Here is a 16742-nt window from a genome sequence, read left to right as displayed (position 1 = left end):
TGACCGTTATTTAGGCTGTCTGCTAAAGACGAGCGATTGCTTTGACAGCATCATCTGGTTTTTCTCTATTTGCGTGCCATCCTGACACGACGAGGGGGCGGCGCTACCCCGAGCATCATGCGCCTACCCGGACCGAATACCAGCGCGACCGCGACCGCATCGTCCATTCCACCGCATTCCGTCGGCTTGTCTACAAGACGCAAGTCTTTCTGAACCACGAGGGAGATCTGTTTCGGACCCGGCTGACCCATTCTTTAGAGGTCGCGCAACTCGGGCGGTCTATTGCGCGTTCGTTGCAGATCAACGAAGACTTGGTAGAGGCTATCTCTCTGGCCCATGATTTGGGGCACACCCCGTTTGGGCATGCGGGTCAAGACGCCTTGAATGGCTGCATGGCTGACTTCGGGGGCTTCGAGCACAACTTGCAGAGTTTGCGGGTAGTGGACCAGCTAGAAGAACGTTACCCAATTTACGACGGACTCAACCTCACGTTCGAGACCCGGGAGGGGATTCTCAAACACTGCTCACGCACTCATGCTTTGCAGTTGGAGGCCTTGGAGCCCAACGGAGTCGGTGCGCGCTTTTTGCGCAATGAGCGGCCGAGCTTGGAGGCTCAGTTGTGCAATCTGGCAGACGAGATTGCGTACAACGCGCACGATGTTGATGATGGTGTGCGTTCTGGGTTGATTACCTTGGCGCAGTTGCAAGAAGTACCTTTGTTTGACGCATACCGTTGGTCAGCGCAGAGCCAACATCCTGACCTCAGCGCGCCATCAATGCAACGTCGCTTGTTGTACGAGGCCATCCGGCGGATGCTCAGCGCGCAGGTGTACGACGTCATTGACACCACTAAAGCCGCACTACAAGAGCAAGCGCCGGCCCATCCCGATGAGGTGCGGAGGCTGCCAGTTCTCGTGACCTTTGGTGGCGAGATGCGTGAACGCTCCACCACACTCAAACGATTCCTCTTCAAGCATCTCTACCGGCATCCCAGGGTGATGGAGACTACGGGCCATGCTCAAGAAATCGTGCGTGACTTGTTCGATGCCTACATGGCGCGGCCTGAAGAAATGAAGGCTACCTTTACCGCGCGAGCCTTAGAGGGCGACAGGTACGGGCGAGCGCGGGTGGTGGCCGACTTTATTGCTGGAATGACGGATCGCTTTGCGGTGCGGGAACATGAGCGTCTTACAGGGCGTCGCTTGTTGCAGGAATAGCACCCGGTCAGGATCGTAGTAAGGGGTGAGTTGCAGTTGGTTTGAATGCCGCTCGTCGCTGGCGTTGCGCAATATTCAGGTTGCGGTAGCCACTGCCGCTTGGACCATGCCTTGCGTGTGCATGTGCATTCGTTACTACTGCCGTTTCTTATCCGGGTTGAGCGTCTCCCGACGGAGCGATCAGGCTCTACGGTGGGCCGCCGCTATCGCGAGATCCGCTAATAACTCACACCGATAAAATCCCACCTCTACCCTTGCGCTTTTGCGCGCGCCCATGACATCCTCCGCCACCAACGCCGCAAAGGCGCTTCCCTACTCTGAATCCATAGATACCTACGTCCAGGACACTGTGCGCTGGTTGGAGAGGGCCGTCATTGGGTTGAATCTCTGTCCCTTTGCCAAGTCGGTGCATGTCAAAGGACAAATTCATCATGTGGTGACCTTGGCTACGACTGCTGAGGATGTGCTGGCGGCGCTGCGCGAAGAACTCCAGGGGCTTGCTAACGCACCCGCTGAAGTCAGGGACACCACGTTGGTGGTGGTGCCGCATTGCTTGCAGGATTTCCTAGACTTCAATGATTTTCTGAGGGATGTGGACGACGTGGTGCACGCTATGGGATTGGAGGGCACGCTGCAGGTCGCAAGCTTTCATCCGCAGTTTCAGTTCGCAGGCACCGATGCGGACGACGTGACCAATTGCACCAACCGCGCTCCGTATCCCACGCTGCATTTGCTGCGCGAAGCCAGTATCGACCGGGCGGTGTCAGTCTTCCCCGAGGCGGAAGCCATCTTCGAGCGCAACATGGAAGTGCTGGAAGAGATGGGCATGGCCGGTTGGCTGGCGCTGGACGTGGGCCCTCATGAAAACGGCGGAGAGAGCATGGCAGCCACTGTCGCCAGCTATGACATTCCGCCAACACGAGGCCCCAGGGTATGAATAAAAAGAAGACATCTGCAGTGACGACCGGCAAGCCCATCCGCGAGCCGAGCAAACCCAAGAGCGACGGTGCTGAGCTGCAGGAATTGCGTTCAGGCCAATCGGTAGAACTGCTCAAAGAACTGCACATCCTCACCCGGGATGGCCGTCTCAATCAGGACTCGCGCCGCAAGCTCAAGCAGGTGTACCACCTGTTCAATTTCATCGAGCCCTTGCTGACAGAGCTATCTGTGCAGGGTAATGGGCCCACACTGGCGGACCACGGCGCGGGCAAATCCTATTTGGGCTTCATTCTGTACGACCTGTATTTCAAGGCACTGGGCCACGGGCACATCTACGGGGTGGAAACGCGGGCGGAGCTGGTAGAGAAGTCGCGCGCGCTCGCGCAACGGCTTCATTTCGAGCGCATGTCGTTCCTGAATCTGTCGGTGGCTGAATCTGCCGACGCCCGGGAGTTGCCTGACCAGATCGATGTGGTCACGGCCTTGCACGCCTGCGATACCGCTACCGATGACGCCATCGCATTTGGGCTGCAAAAGAAGGCCCAGGCCATGGTTCTGGTGCCTTGCTGCCAAGCCGAAATGGCGGCCTGCCTGCGCCAGGGCAAGGCCCTTCAGTTGGCGCGTACCCCACTTGCGGAGCTGTGGCGCCACCCGCTGCACACCCGCGAACTGGGCAGCCAAGTGACCAATGTGCTGCGCTGCCTGTACCTGGAGGCCAGCGGTTACCAAGTTACCGTGACCGAGCTGGTGGGGTGGGAGCACAGCATGAAAAACGAACTCATCATTGCGCGTTACACCGGCCATAAAAAGCGCAGTGCGGCCGAGCGCTTGCGGGCGCTCCTTGCAGAATTTGGTTTGGAGAAAGTCATGGGCGCACGCTTTGGCGTGGATGCGATGACAGGCCTGGAAAGCAACCCGGCCTCCCTCTGACAGCACCCCCACAGCGAGCCCGCCCGGTTCTGCAGCAGGCGGGTGCTTTCCTTGGGCAAGTGTGGATGCTGTGTGTTGCCACATCCCATTCAAATAAGGGACAGGTCTATGATCGCGGGCATCCTACCTCTGACTCAAAACCATGGCTCGCCTGCCACGCCTGACCCTGCCAGGTCATCTGCACCACGTCATCCTGAGGGGTAACAACCGCCAACCCATCTTCCACGGCGCTGATGATTTCGCGGCACTGCTGACGCTGTTGAAAGACGGCGCACCCAAAGAGACAGTGGCGGTCCATGCCTATGTACTGATGGACAACCATTTCCACTTGCTCGTCACTCCGACGACGCAAGACGGCCTGCCCCGGATGATGCAGGCGGTGGGCCGGCGGTATGTGCAGTATTTCAATCGCCGATACGCCCGTACGGGCACCCTCTGGGAGGGGCGGTACCGGTCCACCGTATTGCAGCCGGAACGATATTTGCTGGCATGCATGGTGTATCTGGATCTCAACCCTGTGCGGGCCGGGTTGGTGCAGCAACCTGCGGACTACGCCTGGTCCAGCCATGCGCACTGGGTGGGCTTGCGAAACGACCGGTGGCTGGCACCACATGCGCTGTACTGGGCTTTGGGCAACACCCCGTTTGCGCGGGAGGCGGCATACGCAGCGCTGGTTCAGGCTGGTTTGGGGGCAGCGATGCAAACGTCGCTGACCGATTCGGCACTCAGCGGGTGGGCCTTGGGTGATACGGAGTTCCTGGAAGGGCTTCAACTGCAAACGCCGCGCCGTGTCACCCGGGGGGCGCCTGGCAGGCCACGAAGTGTCAAAAACATAGCTAAAGAAGGTTGATGCGAAGGTGCTACATGGCTTAATTGCTATTATTTTTGATATGTCCCCAATAATTATCTTGTTGTGCATGGGATTTTATAAATGAGAATCTGACCCTATTTAATTTGCTTGCCAACTTATGCTGCAATGCACTAATCTCGGCTCCCCTGCGAAAAATATAGGAGTGCGCCATGACCACGGCTGCCGAGATCCAGCATCTGCAACAACACGGTTTGTATTCATCGGGTAACGAACACGACGCCTGTGGCCTCGGGTTTGTGGCCCACATCAAGGGCATCAAGCGCCACGACATCGTGACGCAGGCACTGAAGATTCTGGAAAACATCGACCACCGTGGTGCGGTGGGTGCCGACCCGCTGATGGGCGACGGCGCCGGCATCCTGATCCAGATCCCTGACGCGCTGTACCGGGAAGAGATGGCCAAGCAAGGCGTGACCTTGCCCGCGGCCGGTGAATACGGCGTGGGCATGATCTTCCTGCCCAAGGAGCACGCTTCCCGCCTGGCCTGCGAGCAGGAGATGGAGCGCGCCATCAAGGCCGAAGGCCAGGTGCTGCTGGGCTGGCGCGACGTGCCGGTCAATGTGGACATGCCCATGTCTCCCACCGTGCGCAAGAAGGAGCCCATCCTGCGCCAGGTGTTTATCGGCCGTGGCAACGACGTGATCGTGCAGGACGCGCTGGAGCGCAAGCTGTACGTGATCCGCAAGACGGCCAGTGCCAACATCCAGGCCCTTAAGCTCAAGCACAGCAAGGAATACTACGTTCCGTCCATGTCCAGCCGCACGGTGGTGTACAAGGGCCTGCTGCTGGCCGACCAGGTGGGCGTGTACTACAAGGATCTGTCGGACGAGCGCTGCGTCTCGGCCATCGGCCTGGTGCACCAGCGTTTCTCCACCAACACCTTCCCCGAGTGGCCGCTGGCCCACCCCTACCGTTATGTGGCGCACAATGGTGAAATCAACACCGTCAAGGGCAACTACAACTGGATGAAGGCCCGCGAAGGCGTGATGGCATCGCCCGTGCTGGCGGCCGACCTGCAAAAGCTCTACCCCATCAGCTTTGCCGACCAGTCCGACACGGCCACGTTCGACAACTGCCTCGAACTGCTGACCATGGCCGGCTACCCCATCAGCCAGGCTGTGATGATGATGATCCCCGAGCCGTGGGAGCAGCACACCACCATGGACGAGCGCCGCCGCGCTTTCTATGAGTACCACGCCGCCATGCTCGAGCCTTGGGATGGCCCCGCCTCCATCGTGTTTACCGATGGCCGCCAGATCGGCGCCACGTTGGACCGCAACGGCCTTCGCCCCTCGCGCTACTGCATCACCGATGACGACCTGGTCATCATGGGCTCGGAATCGGGCGTGCTGCCCGTGCCTGAGAACAAGATCGTGCGCAAATGGCGCCTGCAGCCCGGCAAGATGTTCCTGATCGACCTAGAACAAGGCCGCATGATCGACGACGACGAGTTGAAAGCCAACATCGTCAACACCAAGCCCTACAAGCAGTGGATCGAAAACCTGCGCATCAAGCTCGACAGCATCGAAACCGGTGCCCAGGCTGCCGCGCCCCAGGCCGCTGACCTGCCTTTGCTGGACCGCCAGCAGGCCTTTGGCTACACGCAGGAAGACATCAAGTTCCTGATGGCGCCCATGGCCAAGAACGGCGAAGAGGGCATCGGCTCCATGGGCAACGACAGCCCGCTGGCCGTGCTCTCGGGCAAGAACAAGCCGCTGTACAACTACTTCAAACAGCTGTTCGCGCAGGTGACGAACCCGCCGATCGACCCGATCCGCGAAGCGATCGTGATGTCGCTCAACAGCTTCATCGGCCCCAAGCCCAACCTGCTGGACATCAACCAGGTCAACCCGCCGATGCGGCTCGAAGTGAGCCAGCCTGTGCTTGACTTCGCCGACATGGCCAAGCTGCGCGACATCGAGAAGTACACGCAAGGCAAGTTCAAGAGCGCGACCATCGACATAACCTACCCGCTGAGCTGGGGCCGTGAGGGCGTGGAAGCCAAGCTGGCCTCGCTGTGCGCGCAGGCTGTGGACGCCATCAAGGGCGGTGCCAACATCCTCATCATCAGCGACCGCGCCGTGAGCGCCACGCAAGTGGCCATCCCCGCGCTGCTGGCGCTGTCGGCCATCCACCAGCACCTGGTGGGCGCGGGCCTGCGCACCACGGCGGGCCTGGTGGTCGAAACGGGTACGGCGCGCGAGGTGCACCACTTTGCCGTGCTGGCTGGCTATGGCGCAGAAGCTGTGCACCCCTACCTGGCCATGGAAACCCTGGCCGAGATGCACAAGGACCTGGGCGGCGACCTGTCGGCCGACAAGGCCATCTACAACTACGTCAAGGCTATTGGCAAGGGCCTGTCCAAGATCATGTCCAAGATGGGCGTGAGCACCTACATGAGCTACTGCGGCGCCCAGCTGTTCGAGGCCATCGGCCTGAACACGGAGACCGTGAGCAAGTACTTCACCGGCACCGCCAGCCGCGTGGAAGGCATTGGCGTGTTCGAAATCGCTGAAGAAGCCATCCGCATGCACAAGGCCGCGTTTGGTGACGACCCTGTGCTCGAAACCATGCTGGATGCCGGAGGCGAATACGCCTGGCGCGCCCGTGGCGAAGACCACATGTGGACGCCTGACGCCATTGCCAAGCTGCAGCACAGCACGCGTGCCAACAACTGGAACACGTACAAGGAATACGCCCAGATCATCAACGACCAGAGCAAGCGCCACATGACGCTGCGCGGCCTGTTCGAGTTCAAGATCGACCCGTCCAAGGCGATCTCGATCGACGAGGTCGAGCCCGCCAAGGAAATCGTCAAGCGCTTCGCTACGGGCGCCATGTCGCTCGGCTCTATTTCCACCGAGGCGCACGCCACGCTGGCCGTGGCCATGAACCGCATCGGCGGCAAGAGCAACACAGGCGAAGGTGGTGAAGACGCCGCGCGTTACCGCAACGAACTCAAGGGCATCCCGATCAAGAAGGGCGACAGCCTCAAGAGCGTGATCGGCGCTGAGAACGTGGAGGTCGATCTGCCTTTGCAAGACGGCGATTCGCTGCGCAGCCGCATCAAGCAAGTGGCTTCCGGCCGCTTTGGGGTGACGGCGGAATACCTCTCGTCGGCCGATCAGATCCAGATCAAGATGGCCCAGGGCGCCAAGCCCGGTGAAGGTGGTCAGCTGCCTGGCGGCAAGGTCTCCAACTACATCGGCAAGCTGCGCCACAGCGTGCCCGGTGTGGGCCTGATCTCGCCCCCACCACACCACGACATCTACTCCATCGAGGACTTGGCCCAGCTGATCCACGACCTGAAGAACGTGGCGCCGCATGCCGGTATCAGCGTCAAGCTGGTGTCCGAAGTGGGCGTGGGCACCATCGCCGCAGGCGTGGCCAAGTGCAAAAGCGACCACGTGGTGATCGCCGGCCATGACGGCGGCACGGGCGCTTCGCCCTGGTCGTCCATCAAGCACGCGGGCGGTCCGTGGGAAATCGGCCTGGCCGAAACCCAGCAGACCCTGGTGCTGAATCGCCTGCGCGGCCGCATTCGTGTGCAGGCCGACGGCCAGATGAAGACGGGCCGTGACGTTGCTATCGGCGCGCTGCTGGGCGCGGATGAATTTGGCTTCGCCACCGCTCCGCTGGTGGTCGAGGGCTGCATCATGATGCGCAAGTGCCACCTCAACACCTGCCCCGTGGGCGTGGCCACGCAAGATCCCGAGCTGCGCAAGAAGTTCTCGGGCAAGCCTGAGCACGTGGTCAACTACTTCTTCTTCATCGCGGAAGAAGTGCGCCAGATCATGGCCCAGTTGGGCATCCGCAAGTTCGACGACCTGATCGGCCGCACCGACCTGCTCGACATGCGCCAGGGCCTGGAACACTGGAAGGCACGCGGCCTGGACTTCAGCCGCCTGTTCGCTCAGCCCAACGTGCCCGCCGACGTGCCCCGCTTCCACGTGGACGTGCAGGACCACAACATCGAGCACACGCTGGACCGCAAGCTCATCGAGCGCAGCAAGCCCGCCATCGAAAAGGGCGAGCGCGTGCAGTTCATCGAAGTGGCGCGCAACGTGAACCGTTCGGTCGGCGCGATGCTGTCCGGCGCGGTCACCCGTGTGCACCCCGAGGGCTTGCCTGATGACACCATCCGCATCCAGCTCGAAGGTACGGGCGGCCAGTCGTTCGGGGCGTTCCTGACGCGCGGCATTACGCTGTACCTGATTGGCGATGCCAACGACTACACCGGCAAGGGCCTGTCGGGCGGCCGCGTGATCGTGCGTCCCAGCATCGACTTCCGGGGCGAGGCCGTGCGCAACACCATCGTGGGCAACACCGTGATGTACGGTGCCACCACCGGTGAGGCCTTCTTCAGTGGCGTGGCTGGCGAGCGCTTTGCCGTGCGTCTGTCGGGTGCCACGGCTGTTGTTGAAGGCACAGGCGACCATGGCTGCGAGTACATGACCGGCGGTACAGTCGTCGTGCTCGGCAAGACAGGCCGCAACTTCGCGGCCGGCATGAGCGGCGGCGTGGCCTACGTCTATGACGAAGATGGCCAGTTCGATACGCGCTGCAATCTGTCGATGGTGACGCTGGAGCGCATCTTGCCCGCCACCGAGCAGGAAGCCACGGTGCCCCGCTCGATCTGGCACAACGGCCAGACGGACGAGGCCCAGCTCAAGAAGCTGCTGGAAGACCACAACCGTTGGACAGGCAGCAAGCGCGCCCGCGAGCTGCTGGACAACTGGGCCGCTTCGCGCAGCAAGTTCGTCAAGGTCTTCCCGACCGAGTACAAGCGTGCTTTGGCTGAAATTTATGAACGAAAAGTGCTGGAGGAGTCCGCTACACCAGCGGTAGCTGCTACCAAAAAAGAAGTGGCTCCCGCCAAGTAAGGCGGCGCCATCCCCCTTCGCACAGCATTCATAGACAAGGACATCGTCATGGGAAAAACTACCGGCTTCATGGAATACGAGCGCATCGAAGAGGGCTACAAGCCCGTGCCCGAGCGCCTGAAGCATTACAAGGAATTTGTCATCGGCCTCGACGAAAGCCAGGCCAAGGTGCAAGGCGCGCGCTGCATGGACTGCGGCACGCCGTTCTGCAACAACGGGTGCCCGGTGAACAACATCATTCCGGACTTCAACGACCTCGTGTACCACGCGGACTGGAAGAGCGCGATCGAGGTGCTGCACAGCACCAACAACTTCCCCGAGTTCACCGGCCGCATCTGCCCCGCGCCTTGCGAGGCAGCTTGCGTGCTCAATGTGAACGACGACGCCGTGGGCATCAAGTCCATCGAGCACGCGATCATCGACCGTGCCTGGGCCGAAGGCTGGGTGCAACCGCGCCCCGCCAAGCATCAGACGGGCAAGAAGGTGGCCGTGGTGGGCTCTGGCCCCGCAGGCCTGGCCGCTGCCCAGCAACTGGCCCGCGCAGGCCACAGCGTCACGCTGTTTGAAAAGAACGACCGCGTGGGCGGCCTGCTGCGCTACGGCATCCCCGACTTCAAGATGGAGAAGTCGCACATTGACCGCCGCGTGAAGCAGCTCGAAGCCGAAGGCGTAGTCATCCGCACCAGCGTGTTCGTGGGCGCTGCCAAGGACGGTCTGGGCAAGGACTCCAAGGTCACCAACTGGGCCAAGGAAACCATCACGCCCGAGCAGTTGAACAAAGAGTTCGACGCCGTGCTGCTGACCGGTGGCGCCGAGCAATCGCGCGATCTACCCGTGCCTGGCCGCGAGCTCGATGGCATTCACTTCGCCATGGAGTTCCTGCCCCAGCAGAACAAGGTCAACGCGGGCGACAAGCTCAAGGGCCAGATTACGGCGACGGGCAAGCATGTCATCGTGATCGGTGGCGGCGACACCGGCAGCGACTGCGTTGGCACCAGCAACCGCCATGGTGCGGCCAGCGTCACCCAGTTCGAGGTGATGCCCCAGCCCCCCGAAGTGGAAAACCGCCCCCTGACCTGGCCCTACTGGCCGCTGAAGCTGCGCACCAGCTCCAGCCACGAAGAAGGCTGCGTGCGCGAGTTCGCGATCTCCACCAAGGAGTTCGTCGGCGAAAAGGGCAAGGTCAAGGGCCTGACTACCGTGCAGGTCGAGTTCAAGGACGGCAAGCTGGTGGAGATCCCCGGCACTGAGAAGCACTACCAGGCCGACCTGGTGCTGCTGGCCATGGGCTTCGTGAGCCCGGTGGCCCCGGTGCTGGACGCGTTCGGCGTGGAGAAGGACGCCCGTGGCAATGCCCGTGCCACGACCGACTTCGAAGGTGGCTACGCCACCAACGTGCCCAAGGTGTTTGCGGCCGGCGACATTCGTCGCGGCCAGTCGCTGGTGGTCTGGGCCATCCGCGAAGGCCGCCAGGCTGCGCGCGCTGTGGACGAGTTCCTGATGGGTTACTCGGACCTGCCACGCTGATCCTGCGCATTGCGCACCCTCACGGTCACGGCGCCTTCGGGCGCCGTTTGTATTGGTGGGGCTTGGCCTCAAGCTGTGGCAATGACCGGGCGTCAGCCTTCGGGAGGCTTTGTTGGCACAATCAGGGCTTCTGTCAATCCGGGCTTGCCTCGGTCCCAAGGGGTGGGGCTCTGCCTGTTGTGCTTTTCTTTACAAACATACGTGAATGTATGTTTGTGTCTTCAGCTACCATCTGCGCTCCGTTTTTCGGGGGGCGGGTGGTGTTTTGGCAGGCCCGAATTCCGATCACTCCTTCTTGCATGGCCGAGTCCTCCTTTCTTGCCGAGTTGCGCAACGTCACCTTTTCGTACGGTGACCGCGTGATCCTGCGCGACGTGACGCTGGCGGTTCCGCGCGGCAAGGTCACGGCGCTGATGGGGGCATCAGGGGGGGGCAAAACCACCGTGCTGCGCTTGATCGGAGGGCAGCACAAGGCCCAGAGCGGCCAAGTGCTGGTCAACGGCCAGGACGTCGGGCGCATGGACGTGCAGGCTTTGTATGCCGCGCGCCGGCGCATGGGCATGCTGTTCCAGTTCGGGGCGCTGTTTACCGACCTCAGCGTGTTCGAGAACGTGGCGTTTCCGCTGCGTGAGCACACCGATTTGTCCGAAGACCTGATTCGCGATGTGGTGCTGATGAAGCTGCACGCGGTGGGTCTGCGTGGAGCCCGTGACCTGATGCCCAGCCAGATCTCGGGCGGCATGGCGCGCCGCGTGGCGCTGGCCCGTGCGATCGTGCTGGACCCGGAGCTGGTCATGTACGACGAGCCCTTTGCGGGCCTGGACCCTATTTCACTGGGGACGGCGGCGCAGCTGATTCGTCAGCTCAACGACGCCATGGGGCTCACCAGCATCGTCGTGTCGCATGACCTGGAAGAGACCTTCCGCCTGGCGGACCACGTGATCATCCTGGGCGAAGGCGTGGTGGCAGCCCAAGGCACGCCCGAAGAGGTGCTTGCCAGCCGCGATCCGCTGGTGCACCAGTTTGTGAATGCCCTGCCTGCAGGGCCTGTGCCGTTCCATTACCCCGGCCCTGCCGTGGCGGAGGATTTTGGACCAGTGGGAGGGCGTGCGCTGTGAGCTGGTACAAGCCCTCCGACGTTGGCTTTGCGGTGCGCCACAAGCTCGCCGATATCGGTATAGGCGCACGGCTGTTCGGGCGGCTGGTGCGGTTGCTGGGTGCCACGTTTCTGCGGCCCGCGCTGGTGCGCGACCAAGTGCATTTTCTGGGCAACTATTCGTTGGCCATCATCGCCGTGTCGGGCCTGTTTGTCGGGTTTGTGCTGGGCTTGCAGGGCTACTACACGCTGCAGCGCTACGGCTCGTCCGAGGCGCTGGGCCTGCTGGTGGCCTTGAGCCTGGTGCGCGAGCTGGGGCCTGTGGTCACGGCGCTGTTGTTTGCGGGACGCGCGGGCACATCGCTCACGGCCGAAATCGGCCTGATGCGCGCGGGTGAGCAGCTCAGCGCCATGGAGATGATGGCCGTGGACCCGGTGCAGCGCATCCTTGCGCCCCGCTTCTGGGCCGGTGTGATCACCATGCCACTGTTGGCGGCGGTGTTCAGTGCGGTGGGCATCATCGGCGGATGGATCGTCGGGGTGCTCATGATCGGCATCGACCCCGGCGCGTTCTGGAGCCAGATGCAGGGCGGGGTGGATGTCTGGAAGGACCTGGGCAACGGCGTGCTCAAGAGTGTGGTCTTTGGCTTCACGGTAACTTTTGTGGCGCTGCTGCAGGGCTACGCCGCCAAACCCACCCCCGAAGGGGTGTCGCGCGCCACCACGCGCACCGTGGTCATGGCGTCTTTGGCGGTGCTGGCACTGGACTTCGTGCTCACTGCGCTGATGTTCAGTATCTGACGCTGGCGGTGCTGGCAGTTCTAGGAATCAAAGGTATGCAACGTTCCAAAAACGATCTGTGGGTAGGGCTCTTCGTGATGCTGGGCGCGGTGGCACTGGTGTTTCTGGCGCTGCAGTCAGCCAACCTGCTGAGCCTGCAATTCCATTCGGGCTACCGCATCACCGCCAAGTTTGACAACATCGGCGGCCTCAAGCCCCAGGCAGCAGTGCGCAGCGCCGGGGTGGTGGTGGGGCGCGTGGAGTCCATCACTTTTGACGACAAGACCTTCCAGGCGCGCGTCACGCTGGCCATGGAGGACCGCTACGCGTTTCCCAAGGACAGCTCCCTCAAGATCCTGACCAGCGGCCTGCTGGGTGAGCAGTACATCGGGATCGAGGCCGGTGCCGACGAAAAAAACCTGGCAGCGGGCGACACGATCACGTCCACCCAGTCGGCGGTGGTGCTTGAGAACCTCATCGGACAATTTCTTTACAGCAAAGCCGAAGACGGCGCAAAACCTGCAGGGACAGGTGGCAAAAAATGATGCATTCACTTCTTACATTCCGCGCCAGCATCGCTGGTGACAGGTGGTCCGTTTCCCGCCTTGCGACAGGCCTGGCGCTGCTGCTGGGGGCCGTGCTGCTCACCGGGTGCGCCACGGTGGCCAACCCTGACCCCCGCGACCCGCTGGAGTCTTACAACCGCAGCATGACCAACTTCAATGAACAGGTCGATGCCATGGTGCTCAAGCCCGTGGCGACGGCTTACAAGGAGGTCACGCCCGCGCCCGTGCGTACGGGGGTCAGCAACTTCTTTGCAAACCTGGGCGATGTCTGGTCGTTCGTGAACAACGTGCTGCAGCTGCGCGGCGAAGCCGCTGCGTCGAGCTTCATGCGGGTCAATGTGAACACCTTCATGGGTCTGGGGGGCTTGCTGGACATCGCCAGCGAGCTGGGCATTGACCGCTACAAGCAGGACTTCGGTCTGACCCTGGGGCGCTGGGGCGTGGGCACGGGCCCGTATCTGGTGCTGCCTATCCTGGGGCCTTCCACCATCCGAGACACGTTCGCTCTGCCGGTGGACATGAAGGGCAATGTAGTGAGCTATGTGGACCCGGTCTCTGCCCGCAACTCGTTGTATGCCCTGCGCGTGGTGGACACGCGGGCCAACCTGCTGCGCGCCAGCTCGGTGCTCGACAGTGCCGCGCTCGACAAATACAGCTTTACGCGTGACGTGTACCTGCAAGTGCGCAGCCATGCCGGTGAGGCACAGAATCCCGACGGCAAGGACGACGGCGGCGCCAGCAACGGCGTACTGCCGGAAGAGCCTCCCCGCTGATGGCCTGCCAGGCGGGGCACCATGCTCCGCCACGGGCCTGGCCCTGTTGCACTTGCTTGCAACCCGCAACCGCTGCGACGCATGCCCGCCAGCCCACACCCCCACAATGATTTGACGGGCACAAGCCCGCACCGATGAAAGCCGAGAAGATGATGAACCGACGTTCCCTGGGCCGTGCTGCCCTTTGCATTGCAGCCAGTGCCGCGTTCAACCTGCCGCTGTCCGCTGTGGCGGCCGATGAGGCACCCGATGCGCTGATCAAGCGGCTGTCCGCCGATGTCCTCAACACGGTGAAGTCCGACAAGGCCATCCAGGCCGGAGACCTGAGCAAGGTGATTGCGTTGGTCGATAAAACGGTGATGCCCAACGTCAACTTCCGCCGTATGACGGCAGCTGCCGTCGGCCCCGGCTGGCGCCAGGCCACGCCCGAGCAGCAAAAGCGCCTGCAGGACGAGTTCAAGATCCTGCTGGTGCGTACCTATGCCGGTGCGCTGGCCCAGGTCAACGACCAGACCATCCAGGTCAAACCCTTGCGCGCCGCCGCCGAAGACAAGGACGTGCTTGTCCGCACCGAAATCGTGGGCCGGGGCGACCCCATCCAGCTCGACTATCGCCTCGAAAAGACTCCTGGCGATGGTGCAGGCTGGAAGATCTACAACCTGAATGTGCTGGGTGTCTGGCTGGTGGAAACCTACCGTGGCCAGTTCGCGCAGGAGATCAATGCCAAGGGCATTGAAGGCCTGATCGACACACTGGCCGCCCGCAACAAGACCAATGCGGGCACAGCCAAGGGCTGACAGCCTCCTCGCCATGCTGGTGCTGCCCCCCGAACTCACCCACCGTCAGGCCACCGCCTGCCTGCACATGCTCAAGCAGGGGTTGCGGGTGCACCGCGACAGCACGGTGGTGGTGGACGCCCATGCGCTGACGGTGTTCGATACCTCGACCCTCGCCGTGCTGCTCGAATGCCGGCGCGAAGCCTTGTCCGAGGGCAAGCAGTTTGCCGTGCAAGGCATGCCCGCTGGTCTGGCGGGCATGGCGGGGTTGTATGGGGTGGATGCGCTGCTGGTCGCCGCACCTTGATACGAAATAACTTTCATGGTCCCGGGTGGCTTTGCCGCCCAGGCCATGAAACTGAGGGCCCGCAGCGCCCGCCAGGGGCCATTGAAGCGGCCGCCCCGCCTGCAGAGGGCTGAGGCCTTAAAATCGAAGGCTTCATGCCCGCAGTCTCCTTCCAAGCCATCTCCAAGACCTTTGCCACGCCCAAAGGCCCTTTTCAGGCACTGAACCAGGTCAACCTGGACATCGAGGAGGGCGAGTTCTTCGGGCTCCTCGGCCCCAACGGTGCCGGCAAAACCACCCTGATCAGCATCCTGGCCGGCCTGGCGCGTGCCACCAGCGGCCGCGTGCTGGTGCAGGGCAGTGACGTGCAGGCCCAGTACGCCGACGCCCGCCGCAAGCTGGGCATCGTGCCGCAAGAGTTGGTGTTCGACCCCTTTTTCAACGTGCGCGAGGCGCTGCGCATCCAGTCGGGCTACTTCGGCGTTAAGAACAACGACGCCTGGATCGACGAGCTGCTCGAAAACCTGGGCCTGGCCGACAAGGCCAACGCCAACATGCGCCAGCTCTCGGGCGGCATGAAGCGCCGCGTGCTGGTGGCGCAGGCGCTGGTGCACAAGCCGCCCATCATCGTGCTCGACGAGCCCACGGCCGGCGTGGATGTGGAACTGCGCCAGACCCTGTGGCACTTCATCGCCCGCCTGAACAAAGAGGGGCACACCGTGCTGCTCACCACCCATTACCTCGAAGAGGCCGAAGCCCTGTGCGGCCGCATCGCCATGCTCAAGGCCGGGCAGGTGGTGGCGCTCAACCGCACCAGCGAGCTGCTCAAGGCCGCCTCGGGCAGCGTGCTGCAGTTCAAGACCGACACGGCCCTGCCGCCCGCGCTGGCTGCCGTGGCGCGGGTCACCGGCCGCATCGTCCAGTTGCCCGCTCACGACGCGGCAGAGATTGAAAACCACCTGGCTGCCTTGCGCGTGGCCGGGGTCGAGGTGCAGGACATGGAGATTCGCCGGCCTGATCTGGAGGATGTGTTCCTGCAGGTGATGTCGGGCACGTCGGCGTCCAACATCCCACTGGAGGGCGTTGCGCTATGACCGGCTGGCAAACGCTGTTTTACAAGGAAGTACTGCGCTTCTGGAAGGTCAGCTTCCAGACCGTCGCGGCCCCCGTGCTCACGGCCGTGCTGTACCTGCTGATCTTTGGCCACGTGCTCGAAGACCATGTGAAGGTCTACGACCGCATCAGCTACACGGCCTTCCTGGTGCCGGGCCTCGTGATGATGAGCGTGTTGCAGAACGCGTTCGCCAACAGCTCGTCCAGCATCATCCAAAGCAAGATCATGGGCAGCCTGGTGTTTGTGCTGCTCACGCCGCTGTCGCACTGGGCGTGGTTCTGCGCGTACGTGGGCTCGTCGATCGTGCGCGGGCTGGTGGTGGGCCTGGGCGTGTTCATCGTCACGCTGGCGTTTGCGCGGCCCGAGTTTGCGGCGCCGCTGTGGATTCTGGCCTTTGCGCTGCTGGGCGCGGCGCTGCTGGCCACGCTGGGGTTGATCGCGGGGCTCTGGGCCGACAAGTTCGACCAGATGGCTGCGTTCCAGAACTTCATCATCGTGCCGATGACCTTCCTGTCGGGCGTGTTCTATTCGATCCAGTCGCTGCCTCCGTTCTGGCAGGCCGTGAGCCACCTCAACCCGTTCTTCTACATGATCGACGGCTTCCGCTACGGCTTCTTCGGCCAGAGCGACACCTCGCCCTGGCTCAGCCTGGGCATCGTGGGCATCGCCTGGCTGGCCGTGAGCGCGCTGGCCGTGCACCTCTTGCGCACGGGCTACAAGATTCGGAATTGACATGACTGCTGACCAACTCAAAGACATCATCACCGCTGGCCTGGCCTGCGAACACATCACGCTCGAAGGCGACGGCCGCCACTGGTACGCGACCATCGTCTCGGCCGAGTTCGAGGGCAAGCGCGCCATCCAGCGCCACCAGCGCGTGTACGCCACGCTGGGCGCGAAAATGCACACCGACGAGGTGCATGCGCTGTCGATGAAGACCTTCACCCCGGCCGAATGGGCTGCCCAGGCGCAGTAGCGCCTGCA

Annotated in this window: 15 protein-coding genes; all 15 read left to right on the top strand. The window is 62.5% G+C overall.

Annotated elements, in window-relative coordinates:
- Positions 1-41 precede the first annotated feature (41 nt).
- On the top strand, positions 42-1217 hold the full coding sequence (locus ACT531_RS20130; RefSeq protein WP_476018560.1) for a deoxyguanosinetriphosphate triphosphohydrolase: 1176 nt from the start codon (positions 42-44) through the stop codon (positions 1215-1217).
- Between the two features lie 274 nt (positions 1218-1491).
- Complete coding sequence (locus ACT531_RS20125) at positions 1492-2154, top strand: DUF1415 domain-containing protein (protein WP_476018559.1); 663 nt, start codon at positions 1492-1494, stop codon at positions 2152-2154.
- A complete protein-coding gene (locus ACT531_RS20120; RefSeq protein WP_476018558.1) occupies positions 2151-3086 on the top strand; it encodes a class I SAM-dependent methyltransferase in 936 nt (311 codons plus the stop codon). Before ACT531_RS20125 ends, ACT531_RS20120 begins: the two co-directional genes overlap by 4 nt.
- Positions 3087-3228: 142 nt before the next feature.
- Complete coding sequence (locus ACT531_RS20115) at positions 3229-3936, top strand: transposase (RefSeq protein ID WP_476018557.1); 708 nt, start codon at positions 3229-3231, stop codon at positions 3934-3936.
- 170 nt (positions 3937-4106) lie between these two features.
- Positions 4107-8840, top strand: coding sequence for a glutamate synthase-related protein (locus ACT531_RS20110; RefSeq protein WP_476018556.1), 4734 nt, complete (start codon positions 4107-4109; stop codon positions 8838-8840).
- Positions 8841-8888: 48 nt separating this feature from the next.
- Entirely contained in the window at positions 8889-10367 is a 1479-nt protein-coding gene (locus ACT531_RS20105; RefSeq protein ID WP_110959743.1) for a glutamate synthase subunit beta, read from the top strand.
- Positions 10368-10666: 299 nt separating this feature from the next.
- Positions 10667-11485: an ABC transporter ATP-binding protein gene (locus tag ACT531_RS20100; RefSeq protein ID WP_209817662.1), complete on the top strand. Its 819-nt coding sequence runs from the start codon at positions 10667-10669 to the stop codon at positions 11483-11485.
- A complete protein-coding gene (gene mlaE, locus ACT531_RS20095; protein ID WP_476018555.1) occupies positions 11482-12264 on the top strand; it encodes a lipid asymmetry maintenance ABC transporter permease subunit MlaE in 783 nt (260 codons plus the stop codon). The genes ACT531_RS20100 and mlaE overlap by 4 nt, the downstream gene beginning before the upstream one ends.
- A gap of 35 nt (positions 12265-12299) precedes the next feature.
- Positions 12300-12788 carry an outer membrane lipid asymmetry maintenance protein MlaD gene (gene mlaD / locus ACT531_RS20090; protein ID WP_015012671.1) on the top strand — a complete coding sequence of 163 codons (489 nt, stop codon included), beginning with the start codon at positions 12300-12302 and terminating at the stop codon, positions 12786-12788.
- Positions 12785-13582: an MlaA family lipoprotein gene (locus tag ACT531_RS20085; RefSeq protein WP_476018554.1), complete on the top strand. Its 798-nt coding sequence runs from the start codon at positions 12785-12787 to the stop codon at positions 13580-13582. Before mlaD ends, ACT531_RS20085 begins: the two co-directional genes overlap by 4 nt.
- 149 nt (positions 13583-13731) lie before the next feature.
- Positions 13732-14379, top strand: a complete 648-nt coding sequence (locus tag ACT531_RS20080) for an MlaC/ttg2D family ABC transporter substrate-binding protein (RefSeq protein ID WP_476018553.1) — start codon at positions 13732-13734, stop codon at positions 14377-14379.
- 13 nt (positions 14380-14392) lie between these two features.
- Positions 14393-14665 carry an STAS domain-containing protein gene (locus ACT531_RS20075; RefSeq protein WP_476018552.1) on the top strand — a complete coding sequence of 91 codons (273 nt, stop codon included), beginning with the start codon at positions 14393-14395 and terminating at the stop codon, positions 14663-14665.
- A 134-nt stretch (positions 14666-14799) separates the two neighbouring features.
- On the top strand, positions 14800-15738 hold the full coding sequence (locus tag ACT531_RS20070) for an ABC transporter ATP-binding protein (protein WP_015012675.1): 939 nt from the start codon (positions 14800-14802) through the stop codon (positions 15736-15738).
- Positions 15735-16490, top strand: coding sequence for an ABC transporter permease (locus tag ACT531_RS20065; protein WP_056060224.1), 756 nt, complete (start codon positions 15735-15737; stop codon positions 16488-16490). The genes ACT531_RS20070 and ACT531_RS20065 overlap by 4 nt, the downstream gene beginning before the upstream one ends.
- Position 16491: 1 nt before the next feature.
- Positions 16492-16734: a BolA family protein gene (locus ACT531_RS20060; protein WP_015012677.1), complete on the top strand. Its 243-nt coding sequence runs from the start codon at positions 16492-16494 to the stop codon at positions 16732-16734.
- The last annotated feature ends 8 nt before the right edge of the window (positions 16735-16742 follow it).

The organism is Acidovorax sp. DMC1, from assembly GCF_056314325.1.
The sequence above is the reverse complement of the archived record's forward strand: the minus strand, read 5'-3'. Positions and strand labels throughout refer to the sequence as shown.

What these genes read in the sequence shown, in the direction of transcription:
- ACT531_RS20125 (WP_476018559.1), top strand. Translation starts at nt 1,492, where the DNA reads ATGACATCCTCCGCCACCAACGCCGCAAAGGCGCTTCCCTACTCTGAA.
- ACT531_RS20120 (WP_476018558.1), top strand. Translation starts at nt 2,151, where the DNA reads ATGAATAAAAAGAAGACATCTGCAGTGACGACCGGCAAGCCCATCCGC.
- ACT531_RS20115 (WP_476018557.1), top strand. Translation starts at nt 3,229, where the DNA reads ATGGCTCGCCTGCCACGCCTGACCCTGCCAGGTCATCTGCACCACGTC.
- ACT531_RS20110 (WP_476018556.1), top strand. Translation starts at nt 4,107, where the DNA reads ATGACCACGGCTGCCGAGATCCAGCATCTGCAACAACACGGTTTGTAT.
- ACT531_RS20105 (WP_110959743.1), top strand. Translation starts at nt 8,889, where the DNA reads ATGGGAAAAACTACCGGCTTCATGGAATACGAGCGCATCGAAGAGGGC.
- ACT531_RS20100 (WP_209817662.1), top strand. Translation starts at nt 10,667, where the DNA reads ATGGCCGAGTCCTCCTTTCTTGCCGAGTTGCGCAACGTCACCTTTTCG.
- mlaD (WP_015012671.1), top strand. Translation starts at nt 12,300, where the DNA reads ATGCAACGTTCCAAAAACGATCTGTGGGTAGGGCTCTTCGTGATGCTG.
- ACT531_RS20085 (WP_476018554.1), top strand. Translation starts at nt 12,785, where the DNA reads ATGATGCATTCACTTCTTACATTCCGCGCCAGCATCGCTGGTGACAGG.
- ACT531_RS20080 (WP_476018553.1), top strand. Translation starts at nt 13,732, where the DNA reads ATGATGAACCGACGTTCCCTGGGCCGTGCTGCCCTTTGCATTGCAGCC.
- ACT531_RS20075 (WP_476018552.1), top strand. Translation starts at nt 14,393, where the DNA reads ATGCTGGTGCTGCCCCCCGAACTCACCCACCGTCAGGCCACCGCCTGC.
- ACT531_RS20070 (WP_015012675.1), top strand. Translation starts at nt 14,800, where the DNA reads ATGCCCGCAGTCTCCTTCCAAGCCATCTCCAAGACCTTTGCCACGCCC.
- ACT531_RS20065 (WP_056060224.1), top strand. Translation starts at nt 15,735, where the DNA reads ATGACCGGCTGGCAAACGCTGTTTTACAAGGAAGTACTGCGCTTCTGG.
- ACT531_RS20060 (WP_015012677.1), top strand. Translation starts at nt 16,492, where the DNA reads ATGACTGCTGACCAACTCAAAGACATCATCACCGCTGGCCTGGCCTGC.